Raw genomic sequence first — 24537 nt, 5'->3', positions numbered from 1 at the left:
ATTAGTCACAAGGCGGCATTTTATGCTTGTAACCGGGGGGAAAGTAAAGTTTTGCAAGCAATCTAAGTGAAATCAGTGGGAATCTGTCCCCCCTCAAACCTCCCTTACCACCGCCCGATGCCCAATATCGGTACGGTAATACACGTCCTGCCAAGTGATGGCCTGCACTAGCTGATAAGCCGCTGCCTGCGCTTCGGTGACAGAGTTGCCTAAGCCCACGGCACACAAGACACGCCCGCCTTGGGTGACAACCTTGCCATCCTGAACGGCGGTTCCGGCATGAAAGATTTTACCCTCAAGCATTGCGGCATTATCCAAACCATGAATCACCGCGCCTTTTGCATAAGCATCCGGGTAGCCGCCTGCCGCCAGCACCACGCCCAATGAGGCACGGCTATCCCACTCAGCGGTCACTTTATCCAAGCGCCCCTCCAACGCGGCTTCCAGCAAACCGACGAAATCGGACTGCAAGCGCACCATAATCGGCTGGGTTTCGGGGTCGCCAAAGCGACAATTGAATTCCAGCACTTTCGGCACACCTTGCGCATTAATCATCACACCCGCGTACAAAAAGCCGGTGTAGGGAATGCCATCCGCCGCCATGCCGCGCACGGTGGGATAAATCACTTCCTGCATAATGCGCTCGTGCATCGCTGGGGTAACAACGGGCGCGGGGGAATACGCACCCATACCGCCAGTATTCGGGCCTTTATCGCCGTTGTCGCGGGCTTTGTGGTCTTGTGAACTTGCCATTGCCAGCACGTGTTCGCCATCCACCATCACGATGAAACTGGCCTCTTCGCCCAGCAAAAACTCCTCGATCACCACGCGACTACCCGCCGCACCAAAGGCATTGCCTGCCAACATATCCTGCACTGCTGCAATCGCCTCGTCCTCAGTTTGCGCCAGAATCACGCCCTTGCCCGCCGCCAAGCCGTCCGCTTTCACCACAATCGGCGCACCCATTTTGCGGATGTAGGCAATCGCCGGTTCAATCTCGGTAAAATTCGCGTATTCGGCAGTGGCAATGTGATGCCGCGCCAGAAAATCCTTGGCAAAGGCTTTCGACGATTCCAATTGCGCCGCTTGCTGGGTCGGGCCAAAACAACGCAAACCTGCTGCACGGAATTTATCCACAATGCCTTTTGACAACGGTGCTTCAGGGCCAACAACAGTTAAATCAATAGAGTGGGTTTGCGCGTATTGCAACAAGGCATCCACGTCTTCCGCCGCAATCGGTACATTGCGCATGTTCGGCTCCAACGCCGTACCCGCATTACCGGGAGCAACCAGCACCTCGCTTACCCGCCCGGATTGTGCAATCTTCCATGCCAGCGCATGTTCACGCCCGCCGCCGCCTACTACCAGTACTTTCATTGCGTTACTCCCGTTGCATCCTGAAAAACGCACCATTAAAGCGGGATTAGGTAGCCGTTTCAAGCGTTCATGCGTTTAATCACTCAAGTTGAGGCCGAGAATAAAGGAATATCCGGGTATGAAGCATTATTATTATGGAGGTCTGCTCATCGCTGCATTACTCAGCGGGTGTGGGCAGAAAATACATACAGCAACCATAACATTACCCATCACACGGATAGTTGCTACCGTCTATGCCGTGCAAACAGACACGGATTCCGTTACCTGTCACCAACTAGCCGATGCAGGTTCTCCGGTCGTCACGCCCCTGCGCAAGCATCAACAGGTCAATCTAGTATCACTACAGGGAAGTATGGAGCAACACGGTGAAGAGTACTGGCTGCACGTCTACCCACGCGACACCATTCACACCCCTTGTTACGTGAATGTACGCTATCTGATGCCGCTTGCTGGATAGCTCTGGTATCCTCAGTGTTTTCCCAGCAGTAAGCGCCATCACCATGAGTAAAACCGTAGAAGCCAATAGCCGCATCCGCTGGCTTTACCAACTATTCCTCGCCGACGGACACCAGGTAGAAGCCAGCGAAGACCCCGCCGGTGACATCTTGCAACTGGGTCAAGGCGAGCTTCACCCCAATATCGAAAACGCCCTGATCGGTCTGCCACAAGGCGAACCCATCCGCCTGATTATTATGGCGGATCAAGCCTTTGGGTATCCCGACCCTGATGCCATCCAAACCTTGGCACGCGATGAATTCCCCGCCGATTGGCAACTAAACGTCGGGCAAATCATCAGCTTTGCGCTACCGTCAGGGCAAGAAATCCCCGGCAAGGTGCGCGACATCCTTGCTGACAGTGTGGTCGTCGATTTCAACCATCCACTGGCTGGGCATAACATCACCTTTGAACTGGAAATCCTCGACATTTTGGAAGCCTAAGCCATGAAACATTCTAACGCCACTTACATCGCCCAAACCCGTTGCTGGCTGGAAAACGTTGTCCTCAAGCACAACCTGTGTCCGTTTGCGCACAAGCCGTTCAAAGGCGGGCAAATCCGCTACGTAGTGACTGATTCCGCCCGCCCTGAATTTTTGCTGGAAGACTTGCAATACGAACTCGAACAACTCCGCGCCACACCGGTGAGTGAAGTCGAAACCACCTTGTTGATTCACCCCGGCACGCTGGAGGATTTCCTCGATTACAACGACTTCCTCGATCTGGTCGACGCACTGCTGGAAGACGGCGGCTTTGAAGGTGAATTTCAGGTCGCCAGCTTCCACCCTGATTACCAGTTTGACGGCACGCGCCCGAACGACGCAGAAAACTACACCAACCGCTCACCCTGGCCAATGCTGCACTTAATCCGCGAAGACAGCCTGGCGCAAGCCGTTGACAGTTATCCTGATGTCGATGCCATTCCTGAACGCAATATTGAAACCATGAACGCGCTGGGAACGGCACACCACCGTCAGGTGTTGGAAACCTGTCTGCAAACCAAAAAAGAGCCTGAATGAAAAGCCACATCCACCGTATCCGCGAAGAATTACCGCTGGTTCTCCTGTTTCTCGCCACCATGTGGGGCGTATTTCTGTTGGATCGCATCCTGCCACTGGAACGCTTGGGGCTGATTCCGCGTGATTTTGGCGGCTTGATCGGCATTGTCACCATGCCGTTTCTGCATTCCAACTTCACGCATTTGCTGAACAACACCGTGCCGCTGGCGGTATTGCTGACCTTACTCGCGGGTTCGCGCACCGATTCACGTGCGGCAGTGGCATTGGTGGCGGTCGTGGGCGGGGTATTGTTGTGGCTGTTTGGGCGCGGGCATTCGCTGCACATTGGCGCAAGCGGGCTGGTGTTTGGGTTAGCGGTGTTTTTAATCGTATCTGGCGCATTGGAACGGCGTGTAGTGCCGCTGCTTGTCAGCGTCTTTGTGGCCTTTACTTACGGTACGACCTTGCTCACGGGCATCTTGCCTTGGCAATCCGGCGTATCGTGGGATGGGCATTTACTTGGTGGTATCGCGGGCGGCTTGGTGGCATGGTTATTGGTGCGCAAAACCCCAGCCGCCTAGGTGCTTACACCGGAAAGCCCGAATCACCAATGGTGCGTAGGGCTTTCAGCACATCCAAGCGCGTGATCACGCCCACCACGCGGTTATCATCCACCACCGGGTAACGGCGGTAATGGTCATCCATGAACATTTTTGCCACATCGAGAATGCTGTCTTCCGCATCCACGGTGCGCACATCCCGTGACATCCGTTCACCCACCGTACCGCGCCAGCCGGAATGGTAGCCAGAACGCAATGCCACATCAATGCAGTCAGTGACCGACAAAATGCCGATCAGATTGCCCAAGTTATCCAGCACCGCACCACCGAACAGATTGCGCTCGGTAAACACCTTCACGGCGGGTGTGAACAAAAGTGCGGTGTCCTGTAGACTAAGATGGCAGGGTGTGAACAAAAGTGCGGTGTCCTGTAGACTAAGATGGCATCCCCTAAAACCAGAGAAAAAGGACTTTCCCATGTTGACAGTTAGCTCCCGCGACCAAAAACTTTTAGAAGCCTTGAACCGCAACCCCGCATTAAAAGCTCGGATGGAAGGGCTAATCGAGGTGGTTGAAAATGCCGGTGATGACATTATCAAAGCAGCAGACGCCGAACAGCGGGTGATAGAAGAACTGCGCCAAATGGGAAATGATGCGATCACTGCATGGGCAAACAAACGTGTAGAAAAATGCACAGCCCCAGCCTGTGAAGAAGGCATTGGGAAGTATGTAAAGAGTGGAAAAAAAACTGTCATTGGCACACGACCTACGGAAAAATCCACATAAGCGAACCGGTCTACCGGATTCCCGGCAAGCGTGTCCGCCCCTTTAGCCAGAGTGCCGAGGTTGTTTGCCGAGGCTGTTCGCTCCCGCTGCAACGGGCGGTGACGGACTTTGGGGCGGACTGTTCATTTGCTCAAGTGCCTGATAAATTAGAAGAACATTACGGGATACGGCTGGCATCCAGCAGCATCCGACACATCACCGAAGGTCACGCCAAACGCATCCATGAATCCCAAGTGTTGATAAAAGACTATCCAAGCACGTTGGGAAAAGCCTATGTCATTGCCGAAATGGACGGCAGCATGATCCCCATCGTCGAGATTGACGAAACAGCCCCCGACAAGCGCAAAGGCAAAAAGGAAAGCTGGAAAGAAGCCCGCCTGTGTCTTGCCCACGCCAAAGGCAGTGCTACGCCAACGTTTGGCGCAATATTCGGTGGCACGGTAGAAGATGCTGGAAAAATCTTATTCGACACCGCCTGCCGTGCTGGATTTGGAAAAAGCACGTTCCTCCATGCGGTGGGTGATGGGGCAAGCTGGATCAACCGTCAAGTGGATGAACAATTTGGCACACAAGGACATTACCTGATTGATTTTTATCATGTTTGTGAATACCTATCAGCAGCATCCGCAAGCTGTTCATGCCTCAAGGACAAGGATAAATGGTTTGCCAAACAGAAAAAAGCCCTACAGGATGGTCAAGCTCAAGCGGTCATCGACACACTGAAACCTTTCCTCGAAGCAGAAACGGTAGAAGACAGTAACGCCCCAGTACGAGCTTGTCACCGTTACCTGAGCAACCGCATTGAGCAACTGGATTACCCGACAGCAAAATCCCTCGGATTGCCCGTGGGGTCGGGCGAAATAGAAAGTGCACACCGTTACATCATCCAGCAACGCTTAAAAAAATCGGGGGCATGGTGGAAAAGTGATAATGCGGCGGATATGTTGGCGTTGAGGGTCATGCGGGGAAACCAGCAATGGAAGCATTATTGGCGAAACACCGCTGAGGCGGCATGAGGTTTACCGCACTTTTGTTCACACCCCCTTCACGGCTTCACGAATATCCTGCTTTTCATACAAGGTCGCGAGGCGGTTTGACATGTAATGACGCACCGACAATGAAACATCCGCCATGATGGACTCCTCCAGCTTATTCAAGATTTTAAAATATCCAGCCCAAAGCCAAACCAATAATTGCCAATCCAAAAATAAGAAACGTTAATAGGAAAATTTTCATAATTACTTACCGTTAATCTTAGTAATTCCGAATATTATCATGCTGCACCGCAAAAACATTTCACGTTCGCGAATTTTACGCTACTATTACCTTGGGTTAGGCAACTAACCCATTTCCTCCTAGCGGTTCGGGGTGGATGTCCACCCCGCTCTTTACATACCAATCAACAACTTAACTCACACTAATGCTATTCAGTAAATAGCATTAACCGCCAAAATCATCCAACAAAATGTTTTCGCGCTCTACGCCAATATCCAATAACATTCTGACGACAGCGGCATTCATCATCGGTGGCCCACACAAATAATATTCGCACTCTTCTGGTGCAGCATGATCTTTCAAATAATTTTTATAAAGTACATCGTGAATAAATCCGACGTATCCCGTCCAATTATCTTCAGGCTGCGGTTCCGATCTCAACAGTGATGGGCGAATTCGTATCATAAGTGCATAGCCTGTTAATCAAGACGGGATGCGATTTTCCTTATCAGGTCAGAGGCAAAATGTGGTAAAAAGCATCCCGAAAAACCACTGACAGGAGAGCTTCATGGCTTACACACACCTTACCTCTGAGGAGAGGCATTATATCGAAACCCGGCACAAGATGAAGGAATCGACGGCAACAATCGCGTTAACCTTGGGGCGCAGTCAATCGACGATCAGTCGTGAACTGACCCGCAACCGAGGGCAACGCGGCTATCGGCACAAGCAAGCGCACACCAAAGCGCAACAACGCCATGCGGACAAGCCCAAAGCGGTCAAGTTGACCCCGGAACTGGCGGTCAGCATTGATACGCTGCTGGAACAACAATGGAGTCCTGAGCAGATCAGCGGTCGACTGAAAGCGGAAGGCAAAACGACTATTTGCCATGAAGCCATCTACCAGCATGTACTCAGGGACAAGCGTGCGGGCGGCAAGCTGTACCTGAACCTGCGCCGCCATACGAAGAAATACCGCCAGCGTTACGGCAGTAAAACGGGCAGCGTCAAAGGCATCCCCAACCGAGTGGACATTGACGAACGCCCAGCGGTAGCCAACCAGCGTGAACGGCTCGGTGACTGGGAAGCCGACACCATGATCGGCAAGGGACACCAAGGCGCACTGGTGACACTGGATGAACGCAAATCCAAGCTACGCCTAGCTTTTCCAGTGGCAAACAAGACCGCAGAAGCCGTAACCAGCAGCATTATCACCTTGCTGGACAGCTTCAAGGATTGGGTGCACACGCTCACCTTCGACAACGGCAAAGAGTTTGCCAAACATGAGCAAGTTGCCCAAGCCATTGGGTGCGAAACGTATTTCGCCAAGCCCTACCATTCGTGGGAGCGTGGGCAAAATGAGAACGCCAATGGGCTGTTACGCCAATACTTCCCTAAAGCAATGGGGCTATTGGACGTGACCACCCGACAGGTACTGGAGGCTGTACATAAACTCAACAACAGACCAAGGAAGTGTCTGGGGTTCAAGACACCTTACGAGGTGTTCCGAGAACTATCCGGCATAGAGGCCGAAAAGTTGGTGGGTTATGCACTTATTACTTGAATTCACCTCCCTCTTTTCTGCTGAGCGACTTGCAAAATCCGACAAACTGAGTTGCTCAATTTTCAGCATTGACCGAACGCCGCATATTCAGCCGATTTTTTACTCAATTTGACCAACGAAACCTGAGCTTTTTCAGTTTTACCGTAACTTTTGCTAAATTTCACCCATACCGATGCGACTGCTCCTGTTTTTCAGTCAGTCTTCCCGTGTTTTTTCAAACCCAGTCGCTTTATAACAAGACACGCATCAGTTGATCAGCACTCAACACCAAAATCCCAAACATCAAGTGGCTGTAAACTTTTTGCGCACCTTGCACCCACACATTCCGACCACCAAATTCATCCTTCAGGCGGGCATTGGTTCGTTCTACGGTGCTGCGAATTTTGTAACGCTCGGCATCAGCAGGTTCAAACGCTTCTTTCTGTCCGCCGCGAGGATTGTGATCAATCAGAGGGACATGCCCCAGATGACGGCTGTATTCGTGCAAATCAGCACTGCAATAGGCCGCATCCATCAGGTCGTAGAGACTGGTGACACGTTGGGCACTGATTTGAGAGAGTGGGATGGCTGCCCCGCTGTCGTGAAAGGAGGCGGAAGACAGAATGGCTGCTATCGGGACACCACAATCGGCGGTATCGATATGCAGTTTGTAGCCGTTCCAACTGTGCTTGTAGCCTTGGGCATTCTTCTTCGTCCCCCGGTTACACTGAACCGGTATCTCATCGAGTGCTTGCTGAAGTGACTGTTCCCGTTGGCGCTGAATCCGTGTTTGCCCTTGTTTTTTCTTTGGCTTTTCCTCGGCAACAGGCCGTTCACGTGCCTCAATGGCTGTTGAATCCCGACACAGGTGGCCGATCAGCGCATCGCCCAAATACGTTTTCACCAACGTTTCATGCACACGTTCCGCTAAACGCTGTTCAGCAAATTCAGCGAAGGCACGTGAAAAGGTGGATTCGGAAGGCAGTTTCTTGGTCAGGGGAAACCCGCAGATGCGTCGCAGGGAGCGATCGTTTTGCAGCCGGTCAATGAGTGCTCGCGTATTGACAATATTGAGCACGCTTTTGGCGACAAAAGCATTGGCAAACCAAGATCGCTCCGTCGCTGGCCGTCCAGACCCATCACGAAAAGAGCGCACAAAATCTTCAATGCGCGTCAGCTCCAGTACGTGAATGAGCTTTTCAAGCTTGGGGGTCAATGTGCCAAAGGCATCATTGAAGCAAGGCAGTATTTCAATTTGCAGCAAACTCCAGCGTTGTGCAATCAGGGCGCGTTCGGTAGAATTCATAGCGTGGGCTTAATGGTTGTTTTGATGCTTCTATTATCGCCGAAAACGGCAGCCCACACTTCTTTTTTCCTTCAGATGAAGGAAGGTTCACGCTGAAAATGTAATTTTGCAAGTGGCTCCTTTTAAACTGAGTACTTCGACATGAATAGTAAACAGCCGCCCTAACTCCTCCTTCAAGGTAAGGCTACGCAACACCAGTACATCCTTCCCAAGCTGCGTTTGAATGGCAACTTCCCGGTTTTCCTGGATAATCTCCACACATCCTCCCGTCTTATTGTGTTTGTCACGCTCTTTTTAAAGAGTGTAGTCGGTCTTACCGTAAAACGTAAAAAAAAACGCTCGGCGAATACATCGCCCAGCCGAATGCTGAATTCGTCAAAGCGGTGGATGCCTTGGGTTTGCCGAAAGACAGTTTAATCGTGACGGTATGCCGTACCGGTAGCCGCAGTATTGGTGCAAGCAATTTACTGGCAGAGGCGGGTTACACCAATGTGCGCAATATGTGGGATGGTTTTGTGGGCTTGGTGCGTAAAAATACGGAAGGTGAAGAGCTTGATTTGAATAATGATGGCAAAGTCGACAAAACGCCATACAGTGCTGATTTGGATGGTTGGGTAAACTTCCAAGGTTTGCCTATTGAAATGAGGCTGGATAATGAACGCTTGTTTGCGCCTTATGCAAGTTTGTATTACACGGCGAAAGGTGAACGTTAAGTTAGCGCTTGCGTTTTTCCTGTCATTACTGTTGGTAACGGCATTCCCTGTAAATGCCGTTACTGCTGTTAAACAAGTTGATGAGCTGGAGCATCCGTGGGGCATGGTGTTTCTGCCCGATGGCGAGGTGTTGGTCAGTGAACGGGCGGGCAAATTGCGGCGTATTTAGGGAAACACCTTATTGCCCAAGCCGGTGAGCGGTTTGCCTGCGATTGCTGAGCAAGGGTGACGTTTTACACCGGTGACAAATACCGTTATTTCAAACCTACCCAAATCTACCTATAGCTAACTAAAAGTAGTCATGGTGTTGAATTCCTGCTTCACGGGGGCTGGTTTCGTCTTCGGCTTGCGCCCAAGACCAGAGCCTTCCCCTCCACAGGCAGACACCGTGTAACTCACGGCGTGGTTGCTGAGCGTAGCCGAAGCATATTCTTCTAAATTCTTGGCGGCATTTACGTCACGGTCATGGACTGCACCGCAAACGGGGCAAGTCCATTCACGTACCGACAGTGGCAGCTTCTCCACTTTATGCCCACAGCCAGCAGCAGAACAGGTTTTGCTGGAGGCAAAAAACCGATCAGCCCCCACGACCACCGCACCCCGCATTCCCGCCTTGTATTCCAGTTGACGGCGAAACTCGAAAAACCCCATATCACTGATGGCACGGGATAAATGACGGTTTTTCACCATACCCGACACGTTCAAATCTTCAATGCCGATGGTGTGAAAACGGCGGGTTAAATCCGTAGTGAGTTGGTGCAAACTGTCTTGGCGGATATTGGCGATACGTGCGTGAAGTTTTGCCAGTTTTTGTTTTGCCTTGTGGCGGTTGGCACTGCTTTTGACCTTGCGGGACAGGCTGCGCGAGAGCCGTTTTAGGCGGGAAAGCAAGGCTTTATGCGGCTTCGCCCCAACCACTTTTTCCCCCGTTGATAGGGTTGCCAGTGCAGATACGCCCAAATCCACCCCTACCGTGCCTTGGTTTTTGGCAGGCGGGAGGTGGTTTGAGGTGGTGTCCACGGTGATGCTGGCGAACCACTGGTCAGCGGTGCGGGAAATCGTGGCAGAGAGAATTTTACCGGAAAAGCGTAACGTTTCCCGCATCCGTACTACCCCAAGGTTGGGAATGCGGATGCGGCAACCGTCAAGGCTGAACTGGTCGTTGGTGAGGGTGAAACTGTCGCGGCTTTTACCTTTCTTTTTGAATTGCGGGTACTTGGCTCGCCCCGCAAAGAAGTTCTTGAAAGCTGCGCCGAGTTGGATAATCGCCATTTGTGGGGCGTTTTTGGTGACTTCCAGCATCCAGGGGAATTGTTCGCGTTTGATGGCGTTCAATTGGCGGCGCAAGCGCATTTGGTTGGGTTTTGGCTGAGTGTTGTCTTCCTTCCATGCCGTGTATTGGGTTTGCCATTCCGCTAATGCCCAATTGTAGGCAAACCGCGCTGTGCCTGCGGCTTTCGCCAAGTACGTCGCTTGCTTATGGTTGGGGTCGAGGCGGATTTTGTGGCTGATGATCATGGCAAACAGAATGCAGCACGGTGTGATAGTTGTCTAGTCATCCGTGCTTTTGCTGCTATCTTTTACGGATAAACGGCACTACGCTTTTATAAACCTAACCAAAATGATAAAGTTTGAATAGATTTAGATAGATTTTATGGTAACTGTTTCAAACCCCAGCTGGCAAGGTAATTTGCTGGTCAGCGCCCTCAAGTTTGCATTGATTTCGCGCCTTAGGTTGGATGGGAATCGCTATGTGGATGAGGAGCGTTTGCTGGAAGACGACATCGGGCGAATTCGGGATATTCAGCAAGCGCCGGATGGGTATTTGTATGTGCTGACGGATGGAGCGACGGGGCGTTGTATCGGTTGGAGCCTTCGCCGTAGGATACCATCGGTGAATTCCGCCTGACCGGTGGCGGATAACTTGACTTTTGGCGGATATGTGGCGGATATTGAGGTTTTACAGCCAAAAGTGGCGGATAAAATGGCGGATAACCTCAGCAATCACAAAGATCTCATTCTGCAAGTGCTACGTGAATTAGGCGAACCCGCCGCCTTGTCTGACATTAAGGCCAAACTGAACGGCATACCAGAGCGGACATTACACCGCTGGTTGGCACAATGGGTCGCAACAGGCGAAGTGCAAACTTCCGGTCAAAAACGGGGTCGTCGTTATTTCTTGCCGACGCAACGTTCACTCTTGCCGCCCGCAACCAGCGCACACCTGTTGTTTTCAGCAGTGGCATTGCCTTTTATTGAGCGTATCCGCCAGCCATTGATGACCCGCTCGCCGTGTACCTATGACACCAAGTGGTTTGATGCTTACCAACCGAATGAAACCTTTTATCTGGATGTTGGACAACGCCAACGCCTGATGCAACAGGGTAGAAAAATCACTGACGAATTACCGGCGGGCACTTATGCACAGCGCATTTTCACCCGTATGCTGATCGACCTGTCCTATAACTCATCACGTTTGGAAGGCAACACCTACTCGCTACTGGATACCCAAAAGCTGCTGCTGGAAGGGCTTGAAGCTGACAATAAGCTGGATGAAGAAAAAATCATGTTGCTGAACCATAAGGATGCCATCCGTTTTCTGGTGGAGGGCATCAACCGTATGGAAATCAGCACGGATAATATCCGCTCCTTGCACTATTTACTGGCTGACGGGTTGGTTGTTGCGGGTGCGGCGGGGCAAATACGCAGTGATAGCGTGCGGATTGCCTCCAGCACGTATATGCCGATGGATAACCGCGAACGGCTGGAAGCACAGCTTACCCGTATTGCAGATAAAGCCCAGCTCATCCATGACCCGTTTGAGCAAAGCTTTTTTCTGCTGGTACACATTGCTTACTTACAAGCCTTTATTGATGTCAATAAACGCACCGCACGGCTGGCGTGCAATATCCCTCTGGTGCGACATAATCTTGTGCCGCTTTCTTTTAACGACATCGACAAGGATGATTACGCTTCGGCAGTGCTGGTGACTTATGAACAGCATGAAACCCGCCCGCTGGCTGAGTTGTATGTCTGGTCGTATTTGCGTTCCTGCCAACTGTACAGCGTCACCGCTGAAGCGATAGGCATTGATCCGCTGCGGGTGCAATACCGGCAAACACGGCGGGGGGTGATCAGGGACATTGTGCAGCACACACTGCATGGTGAAACACTGGAACGTTATATTCAGCAACAGGTTGCGGCACTTGTACCCGCGATTCACCAGGAAAAATTCATGGCAGACTTGCGCTACGACCTTGAACACCTAGCCCCGCATAATATCGCGGGCATGGGATTTTCACGGCAGGAACTGGAGCAGTGGCAGAAGACAATACGCTCACGCTAATGGTCGGAATGAACCGGAAGTGATCACGAAATCTTTAAAATGACGGGCAGCCGATGGGTACGGAAGAAGATACCGACCATTGCCCCCAATTCCAGATAGATGAAGAGCAACAGGATGTCATCCAGACTGGCGTAGGGCTTCTGCATAATATCCACCAAGTAAGCGTGCGCCGCCGACCACACAATCGTGCCGCCGATCACGAACAAACCCAGAACGTGGAATGCCTCTACCGCTAAATCTCCCACTTTTTCCAAAAATGGCCTGCGTTACATATTCTTTGCATGGTGCTACCTCCTCAGTGATAGTTAGGATTAAAGCACAACTATCCCTTGTGGGTGACTCTATCTTTTCATAGAAAAAATCTATTGATATAAATAATCTTTATTATTGATTCCTTGATCTATCTCAAGCACTATCGGCGTAACGCTGTATTTCAGTAATTCATTATTTAGTTACGTACTGATATGACTACCCAAACAAACCAAGTAAACCAAGCAACCGAAATCAAAAGCACCACCTGCTACATGTGTGCTTGCCGCTGCGGCATCAATGTCCACCTCAAAAACGGTGAGGTGAAATACATTGAGGGCAACCCTGATCACCCGCTCAATAAGGGCGTGATTTGTGCCAAGGGTTCATCCGGCATTATGAAGCAGTACTCGCCTGCCCGCCTGACCACGCCGTTGCGCCGCAAAGCCAACGCGACCCGTGGCGAAGGGCAATTTGAAGCGATTACGTGGGAAGAAGCTTTTGACACCCTCGAAACCCGCCTGCGCCACATCCGCGCCACTGACCCGAAAAAATTCGGGCTGTTCACCGGACGTGACCAGATGCAAGCCCTCACCGGCTTGTTCGCCAAGCAATTCGGCACGCCGAACTACGCGGCACACGGTGGTTTCTGCTCCGTCAATATGGCGGCAGGCATGATCTACACCATCGGCGGTTCGTTCTGGGAATTCGGCGGCCCCGACCTGCACCACGCGAAATTGTTCGTGATGATCGGCACGGCGGAAGATCACCATTCCAACCCGCTGAAAATCGAGCTGGCAGAGTTTAAACGCAACGGCGGACGCATGATTGCGATCAACCCCGTGCGCACAGGCTATGCAGCGGTGGCAGATGAGTGGATTCCGATCCGCCCCGGCACAGACGGCGCGTTGCTGTTAGCGATTACCCGCGAAATTATCGAGCAAGGTTTGTATGACCGCGACTTCGTGGTGAATTACACCAATGGCCCCGAACTGGTCAACCTTGACCCGAACAACCGCGAATACGGCATGTTCCTGCGCTTTGAAGTACCGCCCGAAGAAGGCTGTTTCGACCCGCAAAACAAGCTGTGGTGGGATCGTGACCTGAACAAGCCGATTTCGACGCATACCCCCGGCGCTGACCCGTTTTTGACCGGCGAATTCAAGCTGAAAGACGGTACGCCGGTCAAACCCGCGTTCCAATTGCTGCGCGAACGGGTCGAATCGTACACGGCGGAATGGGCGGAAGACATTACTGGCATTCCAGCGGCAACCATCAAGCGCTTGGCGCATGAGATGGGGATTACGGCGCGTGACCAGAAAATCGAATTGCCGATTGCGTGGACAGACGTGTGGGGCAATGAGCACGATCACGTGACCGGTAATCCGGTGGCGTTCCATGCGATGCGCGGTTTGGCGGCGCATTCCAACGGTTTCCAAAGCATTCGCGCCCTCAGTATTCTGATGGCGTTGCTGGGCACGATTGACCGCCCCGGTGGTTTCCGCCACAAAGCGCCGTATCCGCGCCCGATTCCGCCTTGCCCGAAAACGGGTACGTCGCCGGATGCGGTCAAGCCGAATACCCCGCTGGATGGGATGCCGTTGGGCTGGCCTGCTGACCCGGATGATTTGTTCGTCGATGACAAGGGCGAGCCGGTGCGGATCGACAAAGGTTTCTCGTGGGAATACCCGCTGTCGGTACACGGTTTGATGCACAACGTCATTACCAACGCGTGGCGCGGCGACCCGTACAAACTCGACACCTTGCTGATTTTCATGGCGAATATGGCATGGAACTCGTCGATGAACACCACCTCCGTGCGCGACATGCTCAAGGACAAGGATGAGAACGGCGAGTACAAAATCCCGTTCCTCGTGGTGTGCGATGCGTTCCATTCCGAAATGACAGCGTTTGCGGATTTGATTCTGCCGGATACCACGTACCTAGAGCGTTACGATGTGATGTCGATGTTGGATCGTCCGATTTCCGAATACGACGGCCCAGTCGATTCCGTGCGGATTCCGATTTTGCCACCAACAGGGCAGTGCAAGCCGTTCCAAGAAGTGTTGATTGAGCTGGGTTCACGCTTGGGCTTCCCCGCGTTCACCGATGCGAAGGGCAAGCGTAAGTTCAAAGATTACCCTGATTTCATTGTCAATTTTGAAACTGCACCGGGGTCTGGCATTGGCTTTTTGAGCGGCTGGCGTGGGCAGAATGGTCAAAAAACCATGCGTGGCGAACCGAACCCTAATCAGTGGGAACAGTACGCCAAGAACAATTGTATGCACCATACCGTGATGCCGAAGTCGTACCAGTACATGCGGAACTGGAACGCGGGCTATCTGCAATGGGCGAAAGAGAACGGTATGGTGCGCCACGCTGAACCGATCAATATTCACCTGTATTCCGAGGTGCTGCACAAATTCCGCCGCGCCGCGCAAGGCATTTCGCACGGCAAGCAGCCGCCGGAACGGTTGCGTAAACGGGTGGAACGTTTCTTCGATGCGCTGCCGTTTTACCATGAGCCGCTCGAAAACGAGATGATCAATAAGCAGGATTTCCCGCTGAGTGCGTTGACGCAGCGCCCGATGGCGATGTATCACTCGTGGGATTCGCAGAATGCGTGGTTGCGCCAGATTCACGCGCACAACTATTTGCACATGCACCCCAGCGTCGGCGAAAAGTACGGCTTTGAAGACGGGGATTGGATTTGGGTGGAATCCACCCACGGGCGGGTGCGTTGCGAAGCGCGTTACTCGCAATCGGTCGAGCCGAACACGGTGTGGACGTGGAACGCAATTGGTAAAGCCTCCGGCGCGTGGGGTCTGGAAAAAGATGCCAACGAATGCACCCGTGGTTTCTTGCTGAATCACATTATCGGCGAAGAGCTGCCGAATCAGGCGGAAGGCGAACATCTCTCCAACTCTGACCCGATCACCGGGCAGGCGGCGTGGTTCGATGTGCGCGTCAAAGTCTACAAAGCGGATAAGAAAGACCAAGGTTCGACTTTCCCGCAATTCCCGACTCAGCCGCGTTACCCCGGCATGGCGAAGCCTGTGGGCAAGTGGCTGACCTTCGTGGGTGGTTCTGGCAAATTCAAGAACATGTTCAAAGGGGGTAAGTAAGATGACCCAGTTGGCTTTGGTCATTGACCTGAATGTGTGCGTCGGCTGTAGCGCCTGCGTCACATCGTGTAAAGAATGGAACACCTCCAGCGAAGGCGGCGGTGGCATGGTGGACAAAAACCCGTATGGCAAAGACCCGACGGGAACGTTCTTCAACCGCGTGCAAACCTTTGAAGTGGGCGAATACCCCAACGTCGAAACGGTGCATTTCCCGAAAAGCTGTTTGCATTGCGAAGACCCGCCGTGCGTGCCGGTTTGCCCCACGGGTGCAAGCTACAAGCGCAAGGAAGACGGCATTGTGCTGGTCGATTACGACAAGTGCATTGGCTGTAAGTATTGCTCGTGGGCGTGCCCTTACGGTGCGCGGGAAATCGACGAAAAGCAGAAGGTGATGAAGAAGTGCACCTTGTGCGTCGACCGTATTTACGACACCACCTTGCCGGAAGCCCGCCGTAAACCGGCGTGTGTGTTGGCTTGCCCAACCAGTGCGCGGCTGTTTGGTGACGTGCATGACCCGATGTCGGAAGTGTCGGTGGCAATTAATGAACGTGGCGGTTATCAGTTAATGCCAGAATGGGGAACACGACCTGCGAACCATTACCTGCCTAGGCAAAAAATCAAGTCGCATGTCACTGAGGAATCGTTGAACCGTATTGATAACCCGTTGAAGAAAGAAGAACAGCGTGCGCCGGTCAGCTCTGACTTGCCATCGTTGGACGACTTCCTGTTCTAAGGAGATTGGATTTATGCATCCTGCTTTTTCGGTCATTTTTTTGACCACATTGATTGGTGCGGGTCAGGGCTTGTTTCTGGCGCTGTATACGGGTCAGGTTTACAACACGTTTGGGGTGGTGGGTGATGCCATGTCGCCGCAAGCGTTGTACATTGCTGGCACGGTCATCGTGACGGTGTTGATGGCGTTGGGTTTGTTTGCCTCGTTTTTCCATTTGGGAAGACCAGAGCGGGCGTGGCGAGCGGCGACCATGTGGCGGACTTCCTGGTTGGCGCGTGAAGTGATTGTGTTGCCAGCGTTTGCGGGGACGGCGTTCATCTGGGGCGCGTTGCACTATTTGGGAATTGATCCGGTTATCTTTACCGCAGGGACGGTGGAGGTCAAACTGACCTTGTTGGTGGGTTTGGTCGCGGGTGTGTTAGCGTTCTTGCTGTATATTTGCACGGGGATGATTTACGCGGCGATTAAGTTCATTCAGGAATGGGCAACGCCGTTGACGATTGTGAACTACACGCTGTTGGGTTTGGCTTCGGGGTTTTCGTTGGCTGCCGCGCTGAGTGCGTATTACTGTAGCACGCTGGTGGATGCGTATGCCTTGTGGGCGTTGGTGTTTACCTTGCTGGGGTTTGTGAGCCGTATGTTTGCGTTGCGCCGTAATGGGCGAATTAAGCGTAAGAGCGCGGCTTGCACCGCCATTGGGGTACGTCACCCGAAGATTACCCAGATTTCACAAGGGGCAATGGGCGGCTCGTTCAATACCCGTGAGTTTTTCCATCATAAAAGCCTGCAATTCATGCAAGGGATCAAGGTGTTTTTCTTGATCATGGCATTTATTGTGCCGGTGACGCTGGTGGTGATTGGTTGGTCGAATCAGTTTGCGGTGGTGTTGCTGGCGGCGGCGTTGATTCAGTACGTGGGCTTGCTGGCAGAACGCTGGTTCTTCTTCGCACAGGCAAACCATCCGCAGAATCTTTACTATCAGGCGACGTAAGTGGCTTGGTGGTGAGTGATGGTGAAAACGCCCGCTGATGCGGGCGTTTTTGTATGCGCATAGTTGCCGTTAGTCATTTCTTTAAGACCGCTCACAACTTTTATGTTGGCGACTTCAGGCAGGATTTTACTGTGATTGGCACACTAAAAGTCACGATTTTTCAGTACTCAACAGTCGTGACATTCCCCCAAAACCAAGCATGATGTTAGGCAGCAGCCTTACTGAACTGCTGTTTTAACCCCTTGATTATAGTTATTTTCCCGCTGTTAGCGGTTCATGTTTGCCCTTCATCCTCCTCATCGCCGTTGACAGCCGCGTTAATTCGCCACCAGAAGGCTTTGGGGGGAGAGCGCAGTAATTGCCGTGCCAGTAGTGGTGCCAAAATCTGTCGCACGGTGTTCTCGGAAGGCAATTCACGGGAACGGGTGCGCAAATACAAGACCTGCTGCTTCCACAGCCCCTCATGGTACTTGAGGGAAAACAGTTGCAGCAAACCGGTGGCGATGCAGGCACACAACACAAAGGTTTCCATTGCCTGCCAGCAGGCCACCACCGTGGGGAGGTGCTGTGCTTGGGGGGCTTTGAGATGCCGATTGGCGGTAGGTCGCCGGGAATGGCGCGGCAGGTAACGGCTCCAGAAGTGGAAGCGGAATGCGCCCATGGTATTTTTCAGGGCATCAAACAAGGTTTCAATCCGGGTGCGTCGTAAGCGACCATTTCAGCACGTCTAGCCCTCGCGATTTCCACGTCCTAAACTGGTTTCCAACCTGAACAACCGAAGGAAACCTCAATGAAACGCCCTCACCGCCGCGCCAGCGAATGGCAAACCCTCATCAGCCAATGGCAAGCCAGCGGCTTATCCGGGGTGTGAACAAAAGTGCGGTGTCCTGTAGACTAAGATGGCATCCCCTAAAACCAGAGAAAAAGGACTTTCCCATGTTGACAGTTAGCTCCCGCGACCAAAAACTTTTAGAAGCCTTGAACCGCAACCCCGCATTAAAAGCTCGGATGGAAGGGCTAATCGAGGTGGTTGAAAATGCCGGTGATGACATTATCAAAGCAGCAGACGCCGAACAGCGGGTGATAGAAGAACTGCGCCAAATGGGAAATGATGCGATCACTGCATGGGCAAACAAACGTGTAGAAAAATGCACAGCCCCAGCCTGTGAAGAAGGCATTGGGAAGTATGTAAAGAGTGGAAAAAAAACTGTCATTGGCACACGACCTACGGAAAAATCCACATAAGCGAACCGGTCTACCGGATTCCCGGCAAGCGTGTCCGCCCCTTTAGCCAGAGTGCCGAGGTTGTTTGCCGAGGCTGTTCGCTCCCGCTGCAACGGGCGGTGACGGACTTTGGGGCGGACTGTTCATTTGCTCAAGTGCCTGATAAATTAGAAGAACATTACGGGATACGGCTGGCATCCAGCAGCATCCGACACATCACCGAAGGTCACGCCAAACGCATCCATGAATCCCAAGTGTTGATAAAAGACTATCCAAGCACGTTGGGAAAAGCCTATGTCATTGCCGAAATGGACGGCAGCATGATCCCCATCGTCGAGATTGACGAAACAGCCCCCGACAAGCGCAAAGGCAAAAAGGAAAGCTGGAAAGAAGCCCGCCTGTGTCTTGCCCACGCCAAAGGCAGTGCTACGCCAACGTTTGGCGCAATATTCGGTGGCACGGTAGAAGATGCTGGAAAAATCTTATTCGACACCGCCTGCCGTGCTGGATTTGGAAAAAGCACGTTCCTCCATGCGGTGGGTGATGGGGCAAGCTGGATCAACCGTCAAGTGGATGAACAATTTGGCACACAAGGACATTACCTGATTGATTTTTATCATGTTTGTGAATACCTATCAGCAGCATCCGCAAGCTGTTCATGCCTCAAGGACAAGGATAAATGGTTTGCCAAACAGAAAAAAGCCCTACAGGATGGTCAAGCTCAAGCGGTCATCGACACACTGAAACCTTTCCTCGAAGCAGAAACGGTAGAAGACAGTAACGCCCCAGTACGAGCTTGTCACCGTTACCTGAGCAACCGCATTGAGCAACTGGATTACCCGACAGCAAAATCCCTCGGATTGCCCGTGGGGTCGGGCGAAATAGAAAGTGCACACCGTTACATCATCCAGCAACGCTTAAAAAAATCGGGGGCATGGTGGAAAAGTGATAATGCGGCGGATATGTTGGCGTTGAGGGTCATGCGGGGAAACCAGCAATGGAAGCATTATTGGCGAAACACCGCTGAGGCGGCATGAGGTTTACCGCACTTTTGTTCACACCCGTAGTCGCCATGACCGGCGATGGCGTTAACGATGCCCCTGCACTCAAGGCCACCAATATTGGCATTGCCATGGGCGAACGTGGCACGGATGTCGCCCGCGAAGCCGCCGCGTTGGTGTTACTGGATGACAGTTTTGCCAGCATCGTCGCGGCGATTCGGCAGGGGCGGCGCATTTACGACAATATCACCAAGGCTACCGCGTTCACCTTCGCAGTACACATGCCGATTATTGTATTGGCACTGATTCGTAAGCGACCATTTCAGCACGTCTAGCCCTCGCGATTTCCACGTCCTAAACTGGTTTCCAACCTGAACAACCGAAGGAAACCTCAATGAAACGCCCTCACCGCCGCGCCAGCGAATGGCAAACCCTCATTAGCCAATGGCAAGCCAGCGGCTTATCCGCCCCGGCATTTTGTGAACAGCACAGTATCGGTTACGCCAGTTTTTGCCAATGGCGGCAGCGTCTACGCTCCGCAGATGGCGTGGAGGAACCAGCCGTTCCCGCCAATACCTTCATCGACTTGGGAGCATTATCGGCGGGTCATGCCGCGCTGGGGCAAGGCTGGCACATTGTGCTGAGTTTGGGGAATGGTGTTGAACTACGCCTGAGCCAACGCTGATGTTTGCCCCCGCAGCCACCGCCCGCATCTGGCTATGCACCCAAGCCACCGACATGCGCAAAAGCTTTACGGGGCTGACCGCTTTGGTGAAAAACCAGTTAGGGCAAAATCCCCTGAGTGGGCATTATTTCGTGTTTGTGAACCTACGTAAAACCCAGATGAAGATCCTCTATTTTGAACCCAGCGGCTATTGCTTATGGAGCCAACGCCTGGAGCAGGGCCAATACCGGGTGCAGCCGACAACCAGCGGGCAGCGCGAACTGACCCGGACGGATTTGCAGTTGATTTTGGCGGGCATTGAGGTGCAAAAATCCAGACAATTCAAGCGTTACCAGTATCCTGTGCAGCCACATTCTGGTACAATAAGCCCATGATTTTAAAGCCATCCACCCCGTCTGACACCAGCGTTCCCATGCCGCCGATTGTGGCGGAAATGCTGGCGTTGCGTGAGGAAAATGCTGCCCTGAAACAGGATATAGCTGAATTGAAACGCCAATTGGCGTGGTTCAGGCAACATGTCTTTGGCAGCAAATCGGAAAAGCGTCCGGTTGAGATACCGGTGGCGCAGTTGCCGTTGTTTGCCCCCGCCGCCGCCCCGGTTGCCGCACCCGAGGGTGAAAGCATTACCGTCACCTACCAACGCGGTAAAGCCCCCAAGCTGCGCCCGGATGACTGCGTGAATGACAGCGGGTTACGCTTTACCGCCGATGTCCCGGTCAAGGTGATTCACCTCACCCCGCCGGAACTTCAGGGGGAAGAGGCTGACCAGTATGAGGTGATCGGCACCCAGGTGACCCATCGGGTGGCGCAACGCCCTGCCAGCTACCTCATCCTGCAATACGAGCGCCCGGTCATCAAACGTAAGGGCAGTGCTTCGGCTTCGCTCAGCAACCCACCACTTCCCAGCCCTGCACCCGCCAACGTGCTGGAACGTAGTGTCACCGATGTCAGCTTTTTGGTGGGGATGTTGGTGGACAAGTTCCAGTACCACCTGCCGTTGTACCGCCAGCACCAACGCCTGACCCAAGCGGGGATCACCCTCAGCCGCACGACGCTGACCAATGCGGTGAAACGTGCCATCGACCTGCTCAAACCCATTGCCGAAGCGCAACTCGCCAGTGTACTGCAAAGCAAGCTGCTGGCGATGGACGAAACCCCCATCAAAGCCAGCCCCGCAGGCAACGGCAAGATGAAGCAAGGCTACTTCTGGCCGCTGTACGGGGATCAGGACGAAATCGTCTTCACCTTCTCCGCCAGCCGTGGGCGGCAACACATTGAAAAGACTCTTCGCCAACAGTTCAGCGGCACACTGCTCAGCGACGGTTACCGTGCTTATGCCAGTTACGTCAACGCCAATGACAAGATTACCCATGCCCAATGCTGGGTACACAGCCGTCGCACCTTCATTGCCGCCGAAACCGCTGAACCACAAGCAGTACGCCAAGCCCTTGACACTATCGCGGCACTCTATCAGCACGAAGCCCAGATTAACGAGAAAAAACTCGACGGGGAAGCCAAACGTACCTACCGCCTCACCCACAGCAAGCCGTTGGTCGACCAGTTCTTTGAATGGTGCCAAACCCAATTACAACGTACCGATTTAATCCCCTCCAACCCGCTGACCAAAGCCCTTGGTTATGTCATCCGCCGCGAACACGAACTGCGCGTGTTTCTGGAAGATCCCGACGTGCCAATGGATACCAACCACATCGAACGCGCCCTGCGGCCCATCCCCATGGGCAGGAAAAACTGGTTGTTCTGCTGGACAGAACTCGGCGCGGAACACGTGGGCATCATCCAAAGCCTGATCACCACCTGCCGCCTGCATGACATTAACCCGTATGTCTATCTGATGGATGTTCTGTTGCGCGTTAGTGAGCATCCCGCTTCTCAGGTGCAAGACCTTACGCCAAGATGTTGGAAACAACGGTTTGCGGATAAGCCATTGCGCTCGGATTTGTTTGCGGATATCAACGACGGGCTAGAATGACCGTTTACTCTGGAAAAGCTAGGCGTAGCTTGGATTTGCGTTCATCCAGTGTCACCAGTGCGCCTTGGTGTCCCTTGCCGATCATGGTGTCGGCTTCCCAGTCACCGAGCCGTTCACGCTGGTTGGCTACCGCTGGGCGTTCGTCAATGTCCACCCGGTTGGGGATGCCTTTGACGCTGCCCGTTTGACTGCCGTAACGCTGGCGGTATTTCTTCGTATGGCGGCGCAGGTTCAGGTACAGCTTGCCGCCCGCACGCTTGTCCCTGAGTACATGCTGGTAGATGGCTTCATGGCAAATAGTCGTTTTGCCTTCCGCTTTCAGTCGACCGCTGATCTGCTCAGGACTCCATTGCTGTTCCAGCAGCGTATCAATGCTGACCGCCAGTTCCGGGGTCAACTTGACCGCTTTGGGCTTGTCCGCATGGCGTTGTTGCGCTTTGGCGTGCGCTTGCTTGTGCCGATAGCCGCGTTGCCCTCGGTTGCGGGTCAGTTCACGACTGATCGTCGATTGACTGCGCCCCAAGGTTAACGCGATTGTTGCCGTCGATTCCTTCATCTTGTGCCGGGTTTCGATATAATGCCTCTCCTCAGAGGTAAGGTGTGTGTAAGCCATGAAGCTCTCCTGTCAGTGGTTTTTCGGGATGCTTTTTACCACATTTTGCCTCTGACCTGATGAGGAAAACCGCATCCCGCCTCGATTAACGGGCTATGCACTTATGATACGAATTCGCCTATCAATAAAAATAATTTTTTAAAAAAATAATTTTTTGTAATTTGATTTATTCTCATATTTAAAAGTAACATTAATTCCAGCTAGTCTGATTTTAATTGACCAGCAAACGCGTAAGTTAGCCATAAATAAGGAGTGTTATAATTATGTTTAAGTTAGCAACTATTTCCATGATTTTCATGTTTAGTGCATTGCCAGTAAATGCTGAGGATGCTCTACCAGATGTTCTTTCTGCCGTGTCATCTGATTCAGTGCAAGTACTGTCTCAGGCTGAAGCTTCGAATGTACGAGGTGAATGGCGAGTTTGCAGAGATGGTACTAACAAATGCAAAGCATGGCGCGTCAACAAAAATTTTCAACCAACCACATTAAACGGTTGGTCTGATCAAGTTATTCTTAGTCCATGTGCTGACTTTAGTTCACGAGCGGCCTGTTCGTCAGGTGGTTTTTATGTTGCCCGATAGAAATCTTTTCTGATTGAGAAACAAGCATGAACGATCTATTTGATTTTTGATCATCATGCCTGTTCATAGATGACTTTAGAAGCTGTCTGGCAAAAGCTTAAACGCATTTCGCAAGTGTTATTTTCAGCATGGCAATCCGCACCATGTTCTCCGCTGTTCCTGTGAGGATTTCAAAATCTTTGGTCAGTCGTCTGAAGTTGCCCAACCAGACAAATGTCCTCTCCACGATCCAGCGCTTGGGTAGGACAGCCCAGCCCAGCCATCCTTGATTTTTCTGGAGATGTGCAGCACCAGTCCTAGGGTCTCATCCACAAACGTGACCGCCGTGCCGCCATAACCGGCATCACCTGAAAAGGCTTTGATAGAGGGGTACTTTTCGAGACCCCTCGCCAGAACCGGGTCTGCCGCTTTGGTATCACTGCGGTTGGCGGCATGGACGCTCACATGAAGCAGGTTGCCTAGGGTGTCCACCAGAATATGCGTAAACGGTCATTCTAGCCCGTCGTTGACATCCGCAAACAAATCCGAGCGCAATGGCTTATCCGCAAACTGTTGTTTCCAACATCTTGGCGTAAGATCTTGTACCTGAGAAGCGGGATGCTCACTAACGCGCAACAGAACATCCATCAGATAGACATACGGGTTAGGAACTGTCCCGAAATAACTTCCCTCTTTTCTGCTGACAGCGAAAGGGGGAAGATAGCCCCTTGTAATGCCAAGTAATGCCAATCAACACCGAGGATGAGCCAATGGATGTTTACCCATCAGCCATAGAAAAACAAATGCAGCGGTTCTACCAATCGCTCAATGAGCGTGACCGCCGCCGCTACGCCGCCGTGGAAGCCGTCCGGCTTGGGCATGGGGGGCAGGACTACATTTCCCGGTTATTGGACTGTGACCCCAAAACCATCCACCACGGGTTGACGGAGTTGGAATCGGAAGATGGCTTGCCCACCGTAAGGCAGCGAAAAAAAGGGGCGGGCGCAAACGGCTGAACGCTACGCACC

Annotated in this window: 27 protein-coding genes and 3 pseudogenes; 20 read left to right on the top strand and 10 right to left on the bottom strand. The window is 52.5% G+C overall.

What is annotated here, in order from left to right; all coding sequences use genetic code 11:
* Window positions 1-93 precede the first annotated feature (93 nt).
* A complete protein-coding gene (gene purD, locus QJT81_21130; protein ID WGZ94247.1) occupies window positions 94-1377 on the bottom strand; it encodes a phosphoribosylamine--glycine ligase in 1284 nt (427 codons plus the stop codon).
* 118 nt (window positions 1378-1495) lie between these two features.
* Here purD and QJT81_21125 point away from each other — a divergent pair, with 118 nt between their 5' ends.
* From QJT81_21125 to QJT81_21110, 4 genes are read left to right on the top strand one after another with little or no spacing between them, the layout of a single operon-like run.
* Window positions 1496-1834 (top strand): hypothetical protein, encoded by a 339-nt coding sequence (locus QJT81_21125; GenBank protein WGZ94246.1) that lies wholly within the window; start codon window positions 1496-1498, stop codon window positions 1832-1834.
* A gap of 43 nt (window positions 1835-1877) precedes the next feature.
* Window positions 1878-2315 carry an FKBP-type peptidyl-prolyl cis-trans isomerase gene (locus QJT81_21120; protein ID WGZ94245.1) on the top strand — a complete coding sequence of 146 codons (438 nt, stop codon included), beginning with the start codon at window positions 1878-1880 and terminating at the stop codon, window positions 2313-2315.
* 3 nt (window positions 2316-2318) lie between these two features.
* Window positions 2319-2891 (top strand): DUF1415 domain-containing protein, encoded by a 573-nt coding sequence (locus tag QJT81_21115; GenBank protein WGZ94244.1) that lies wholly within the window; start codon window positions 2319-2321, stop codon window positions 2889-2891.
* Complete coding sequence (locus QJT81_21110; GenBank protein ID WGZ94243.1) at window positions 2888-3451, top strand: rhomboid family intramembrane serine protease; 564 nt, start codon at window positions 2888-2890, stop codon at window positions 3449-3451. The genes QJT81_21115 and QJT81_21110 overlap by 4 nt, the downstream gene beginning before the upstream one ends.
* Before the next feature lie 4 nt (window positions 3452-3455).
* Here the strand turns inward: QJT81_21110 and QJT81_21105 are convergent, their stop codons facing one another.
* Complete coding sequence (locus tag QJT81_21105) at window positions 3456-3803, bottom strand: CBS domain-containing protein (protein ID WGZ94242.1); 348 nt, start codon at window positions 3801-3803, stop codon at window positions 3456-3458.
* Between the two features lie 103 nt (window positions 3804-3906).
* Here QJT81_21105 and QJT81_21100 point away from each other — a divergent pair.
* Window positions 3907-5231, top strand: a pseudogene (locus tag QJT81_21100) (UPF0236 family protein).
* A gap of 424 nt (window positions 5232-5655) precedes the next feature.
* Here the strand turns inward: QJT81_21100 and QJT81_21095 are convergent.
* On the bottom strand, window positions 5656-5895 hold the full coding sequence (locus tag QJT81_21095) for a hypothetical protein (GenBank protein WGZ94241.1): 240 nt from the start codon (window positions 5893-5895) through the stop codon (window positions 5656-5658).
* A gap of 103 nt (window positions 5896-5998) precedes the next feature.
* Between QJT81_21095 and QJT81_21090 the strand changes: the two genes are divergently transcribed.
* Window positions 5999-6994 carry an IS30 family transposase gene (locus QJT81_21090; GenBank protein ID WGZ94240.1) on the top strand — a complete coding sequence of 332 codons (996 nt, stop codon included), beginning with the start codon at window positions 5999-6001 and terminating at the stop codon, window positions 6992-6994.
* Between the two features lie 229 nt (window positions 6995-7223).
* On the opposite strand, the gene QJT81_21085 is transcribed toward QJT81_21090, so the two are convergent.
* The gene (locus QJT81_21085) at window positions 7224-8279 is read right to left on the bottom strand and encodes a transposase (protein WGZ94239.1); all 1056 of its coding nucleotides are present in this window, start codon (window positions 8277-8279) and stop codon (window positions 7224-7226) included.
* 398 nt (window positions 8280-8677) lie between these two features.
* Between QJT81_21085 and QJT81_21080 the strand changes: the two genes are divergently transcribed.
* Both QJT81_21080 and QJT81_21075 read left to right on the top strand, forming a co-directional pair.
* Window positions 8678-8992 carry a hypothetical protein gene (locus QJT81_21080; protein ID WGZ94238.1) on the top strand — a complete coding sequence of 105 codons (315 nt, stop codon included), beginning with the start codon at window positions 8678-8680 and terminating at the stop codon, window positions 8990-8992.
* A complete protein-coding gene (locus tag QJT81_21075; GenBank protein ID WGZ94237.1) occupies window positions 8982-9161 on the top strand; it encodes a PQQ-dependent sugar dehydrogenase in 180 nt (59 codons plus the stop codon). Before QJT81_21080 ends, QJT81_21075 begins: the two co-directional genes overlap by 11 nt.
* Before the next feature lie 116 nt (window positions 9162-9277).
* Here QJT81_21075 and QJT81_21070 read toward each other — a convergent pair whose 3' ends face one another.
* Window positions 9278-10510, bottom strand: coding sequence for an RNA-guided endonuclease TnpB family protein (locus QJT81_21070; protein WGZ94236.1), 1233 nt, complete (start codon window positions 10508-10510; stop codon window positions 9278-9280).
* A gap of 172 nt (window positions 10511-10682) precedes the next feature.
* Here QJT81_21070 and QJT81_21065 point away from each other — a divergent pair, with 172 nt between their 5' ends.
* Window positions 10683-10901 (top strand): PQQ-dependent sugar dehydrogenase, encoded by a 219-nt coding sequence (locus QJT81_21065; GenBank protein ID WGZ94235.1) that lies wholly within the window; start codon window positions 10683-10685, stop codon window positions 10899-10901.
* Between the two features lie 3 nt (window positions 10902-10904).
* A complete protein-coding gene (locus tag QJT81_21060; protein WGZ94234.1) occupies window positions 10905-12338 on the top strand; it encodes a Fic family protein in 1434 nt (477 codons plus the stop codon).
* 23 nt (window positions 12339-12361) lie between these two features.
* Here QJT81_21060 and QJT81_21055 read toward each other — a convergent pair whose 3' ends face one another.
* Window positions 12362-12583: a phosphate-starvation-inducible PsiE family protein gene (locus tag QJT81_21055; protein WGZ96523.1), complete on the bottom strand. Its 222-nt coding sequence runs from the start codon at window positions 12581-12583 to the stop codon at window positions 12362-12364.
* 219 nt (window positions 12584-12802) lie between these two features.
* Between QJT81_21055 and QJT81_21050 the strand changes: the two genes are divergently transcribed.
* The 3 genes from QJT81_21050 to QJT81_21040 are packed head-to-tail and all read left to right on the top strand — an operon-like array spanning window position 12803 to window position 17436.
* Window positions 12803-15712, top strand: a complete 2910-nt coding sequence (locus QJT81_21050) for a molybdopterin oxidoreductase family protein (protein WGZ94233.1) — start codon at window positions 12803-12805, stop codon at window positions 15710-15712.
* A gap of 1 nt (window position 15713) precedes the next feature.
* The gene (locus QJT81_21045; GenBank protein WGZ94232.1) at window positions 15714-16445 is read left to right on the top strand and encodes a 4Fe-4S dicluster domain-containing protein; all 732 of its coding nucleotides are present in this window, start codon (window positions 15714-15716) and stop codon (window positions 16443-16445) included.
* A 13-nt stretch (window positions 16446-16458) separates the two neighbouring features.
* Window positions 16459-17436 carry a dimethyl sulfoxide reductase anchor subunit gene (locus QJT81_21040; GenBank protein ID WGZ94231.1) on the top strand — a complete coding sequence of 326 codons (978 nt, stop codon included), beginning with the start codon at window positions 16459-16461 and terminating at the stop codon, window positions 17434-17436.
* 274 nt (window positions 17437-17710) lie between these two features.
* On the opposite strand, the gene QJT81_21035 is transcribed toward QJT81_21040, so the two are convergent.
* Window positions 17711-18121 (bottom strand): hypothetical protein, encoded by a 411-nt coding sequence (locus QJT81_21035; GenBank protein ID WGZ94230.1) that lies wholly within the window; start codon window positions 18119-18121, stop codon window positions 17711-17713.
* Window positions 18122-18372: 251 nt separating this feature from the next.
* Between QJT81_21035 and QJT81_21030 the strand changes: the two are divergent.
* The 5 genes and pseudogenes from QJT81_21030 to QJT81_21010 all read left to right on the top strand — a co-directional run bounded on the left by QJT81_21030 (window position 18373) and on the right by QJT81_21010 (window position 22336).
* Window positions 18373-19697: pseudogene (locus tag QJT81_21030) on the top strand (UPF0236 family protein).
* A 14-nt stretch (window positions 19698-19711) separates the two neighbouring features.
* Entirely contained in the window at window positions 19712-19996 is a 285-nt protein-coding gene (locus QJT81_21025; GenBank protein WGZ94229.1) for an HAD-IC family P-type ATPase, read from the top strand.
* Between the two features lie 59 nt (window positions 19997-20055).
* Window positions 20056-20346: an IS66 family insertion sequence element accessory protein TnpB gene (locus QJT81_21020; GenBank protein ID WGZ94228.1), complete on the top strand. Its 291-nt coding sequence runs from the start codon at window positions 20056-20058 to the stop codon at window positions 20344-20346.
* Window positions 20346-20720 carry an IS66 family insertion sequence element accessory protein TnpB gene (gene tnpB, locus QJT81_21015; protein WGZ94227.1) on the top strand — a complete coding sequence of 125 codons (375 nt, stop codon included), beginning with the start codon at window positions 20346-20348 and terminating at the stop codon, window positions 20718-20720. The genes QJT81_21020 and tnpB overlap by 1 nt, the downstream gene beginning before the upstream one ends.
* Before the next feature lie 77 nt (window positions 20721-20797).
* Window positions 20798-22336: pseudogene (locus QJT81_21010) on the top strand (IS66 family transposase).
* 4 nt (window positions 22337-22340) lie between these two features.
* Here the strand turns inward: QJT81_21010 and QJT81_21005 are convergent.
* A complete protein-coding gene (locus tag QJT81_21005) occupies window positions 22341-22949 on the bottom strand; it encodes an IS30 family transposase (GenBank protein ID WGZ94226.1) in 609 nt (202 codons plus the stop codon).
* A gap of 263 nt (window positions 22950-23212) precedes the next feature.
* Here QJT81_21005 and QJT81_21000 point away from each other — a divergent pair, with 263 nt between their 5' ends.
* Window positions 23213-23530: a hypothetical protein gene (locus QJT81_21000; protein ID WGZ94225.1), complete on the top strand. Its 318-nt coding sequence runs from the start codon at window positions 23213-23215 to the stop codon at window positions 23528-23530.
* A gap of 183 nt (window positions 23531-23713) precedes the next feature.
* Here QJT81_21000 and QJT81_20995 read toward each other — a convergent pair whose 3' ends face one another.
* Complete coding sequence (locus QJT81_20995) at window positions 23714-24001, bottom strand: hypothetical protein (GenBank protein WGZ94224.1); 288 nt, start codon at window positions 23999-24001, stop codon at window positions 23714-23716.
* Window positions 24002-24019: 18 nt separating this feature from the next.
* Window positions 24020-24157 (bottom strand): hypothetical protein, encoded by a 138-nt coding sequence (locus QJT81_20990; GenBank protein ID WGZ94223.1) that lies wholly within the window; start codon window positions 24155-24157, stop codon window positions 24020-24022.
* A 95-nt stretch (window positions 24158-24252) separates the two neighbouring features.
* Between QJT81_20990 and QJT81_20985 the strand changes: the two genes are divergently transcribed.
* Window positions 24253-24525 carry a hypothetical protein gene (locus QJT81_20985; GenBank protein ID WGZ94222.1) on the top strand — a complete coding sequence of 91 codons (273 nt, stop codon included), beginning with the start codon at window positions 24253-24255 and terminating at the stop codon, window positions 24523-24525.
* Window positions 24526-24537: the final 12 nt, after the last annotated feature.

It is taken from the genome of Candidatus Thiothrix putei, from assembly GCA_029972225.1.
GTDB classification, from domain to species: domain Bacteria; phylum Pseudomonadota; class Gammaproteobacteria; order Thiotrichales; family Thiotrichaceae; genus Thiothrix; species Thiothrix putei.
The sequence above is the reverse complement of the archived record's forward strand: the minus strand, read 5'-3'. Positions and strand labels throughout refer to the sequence as shown.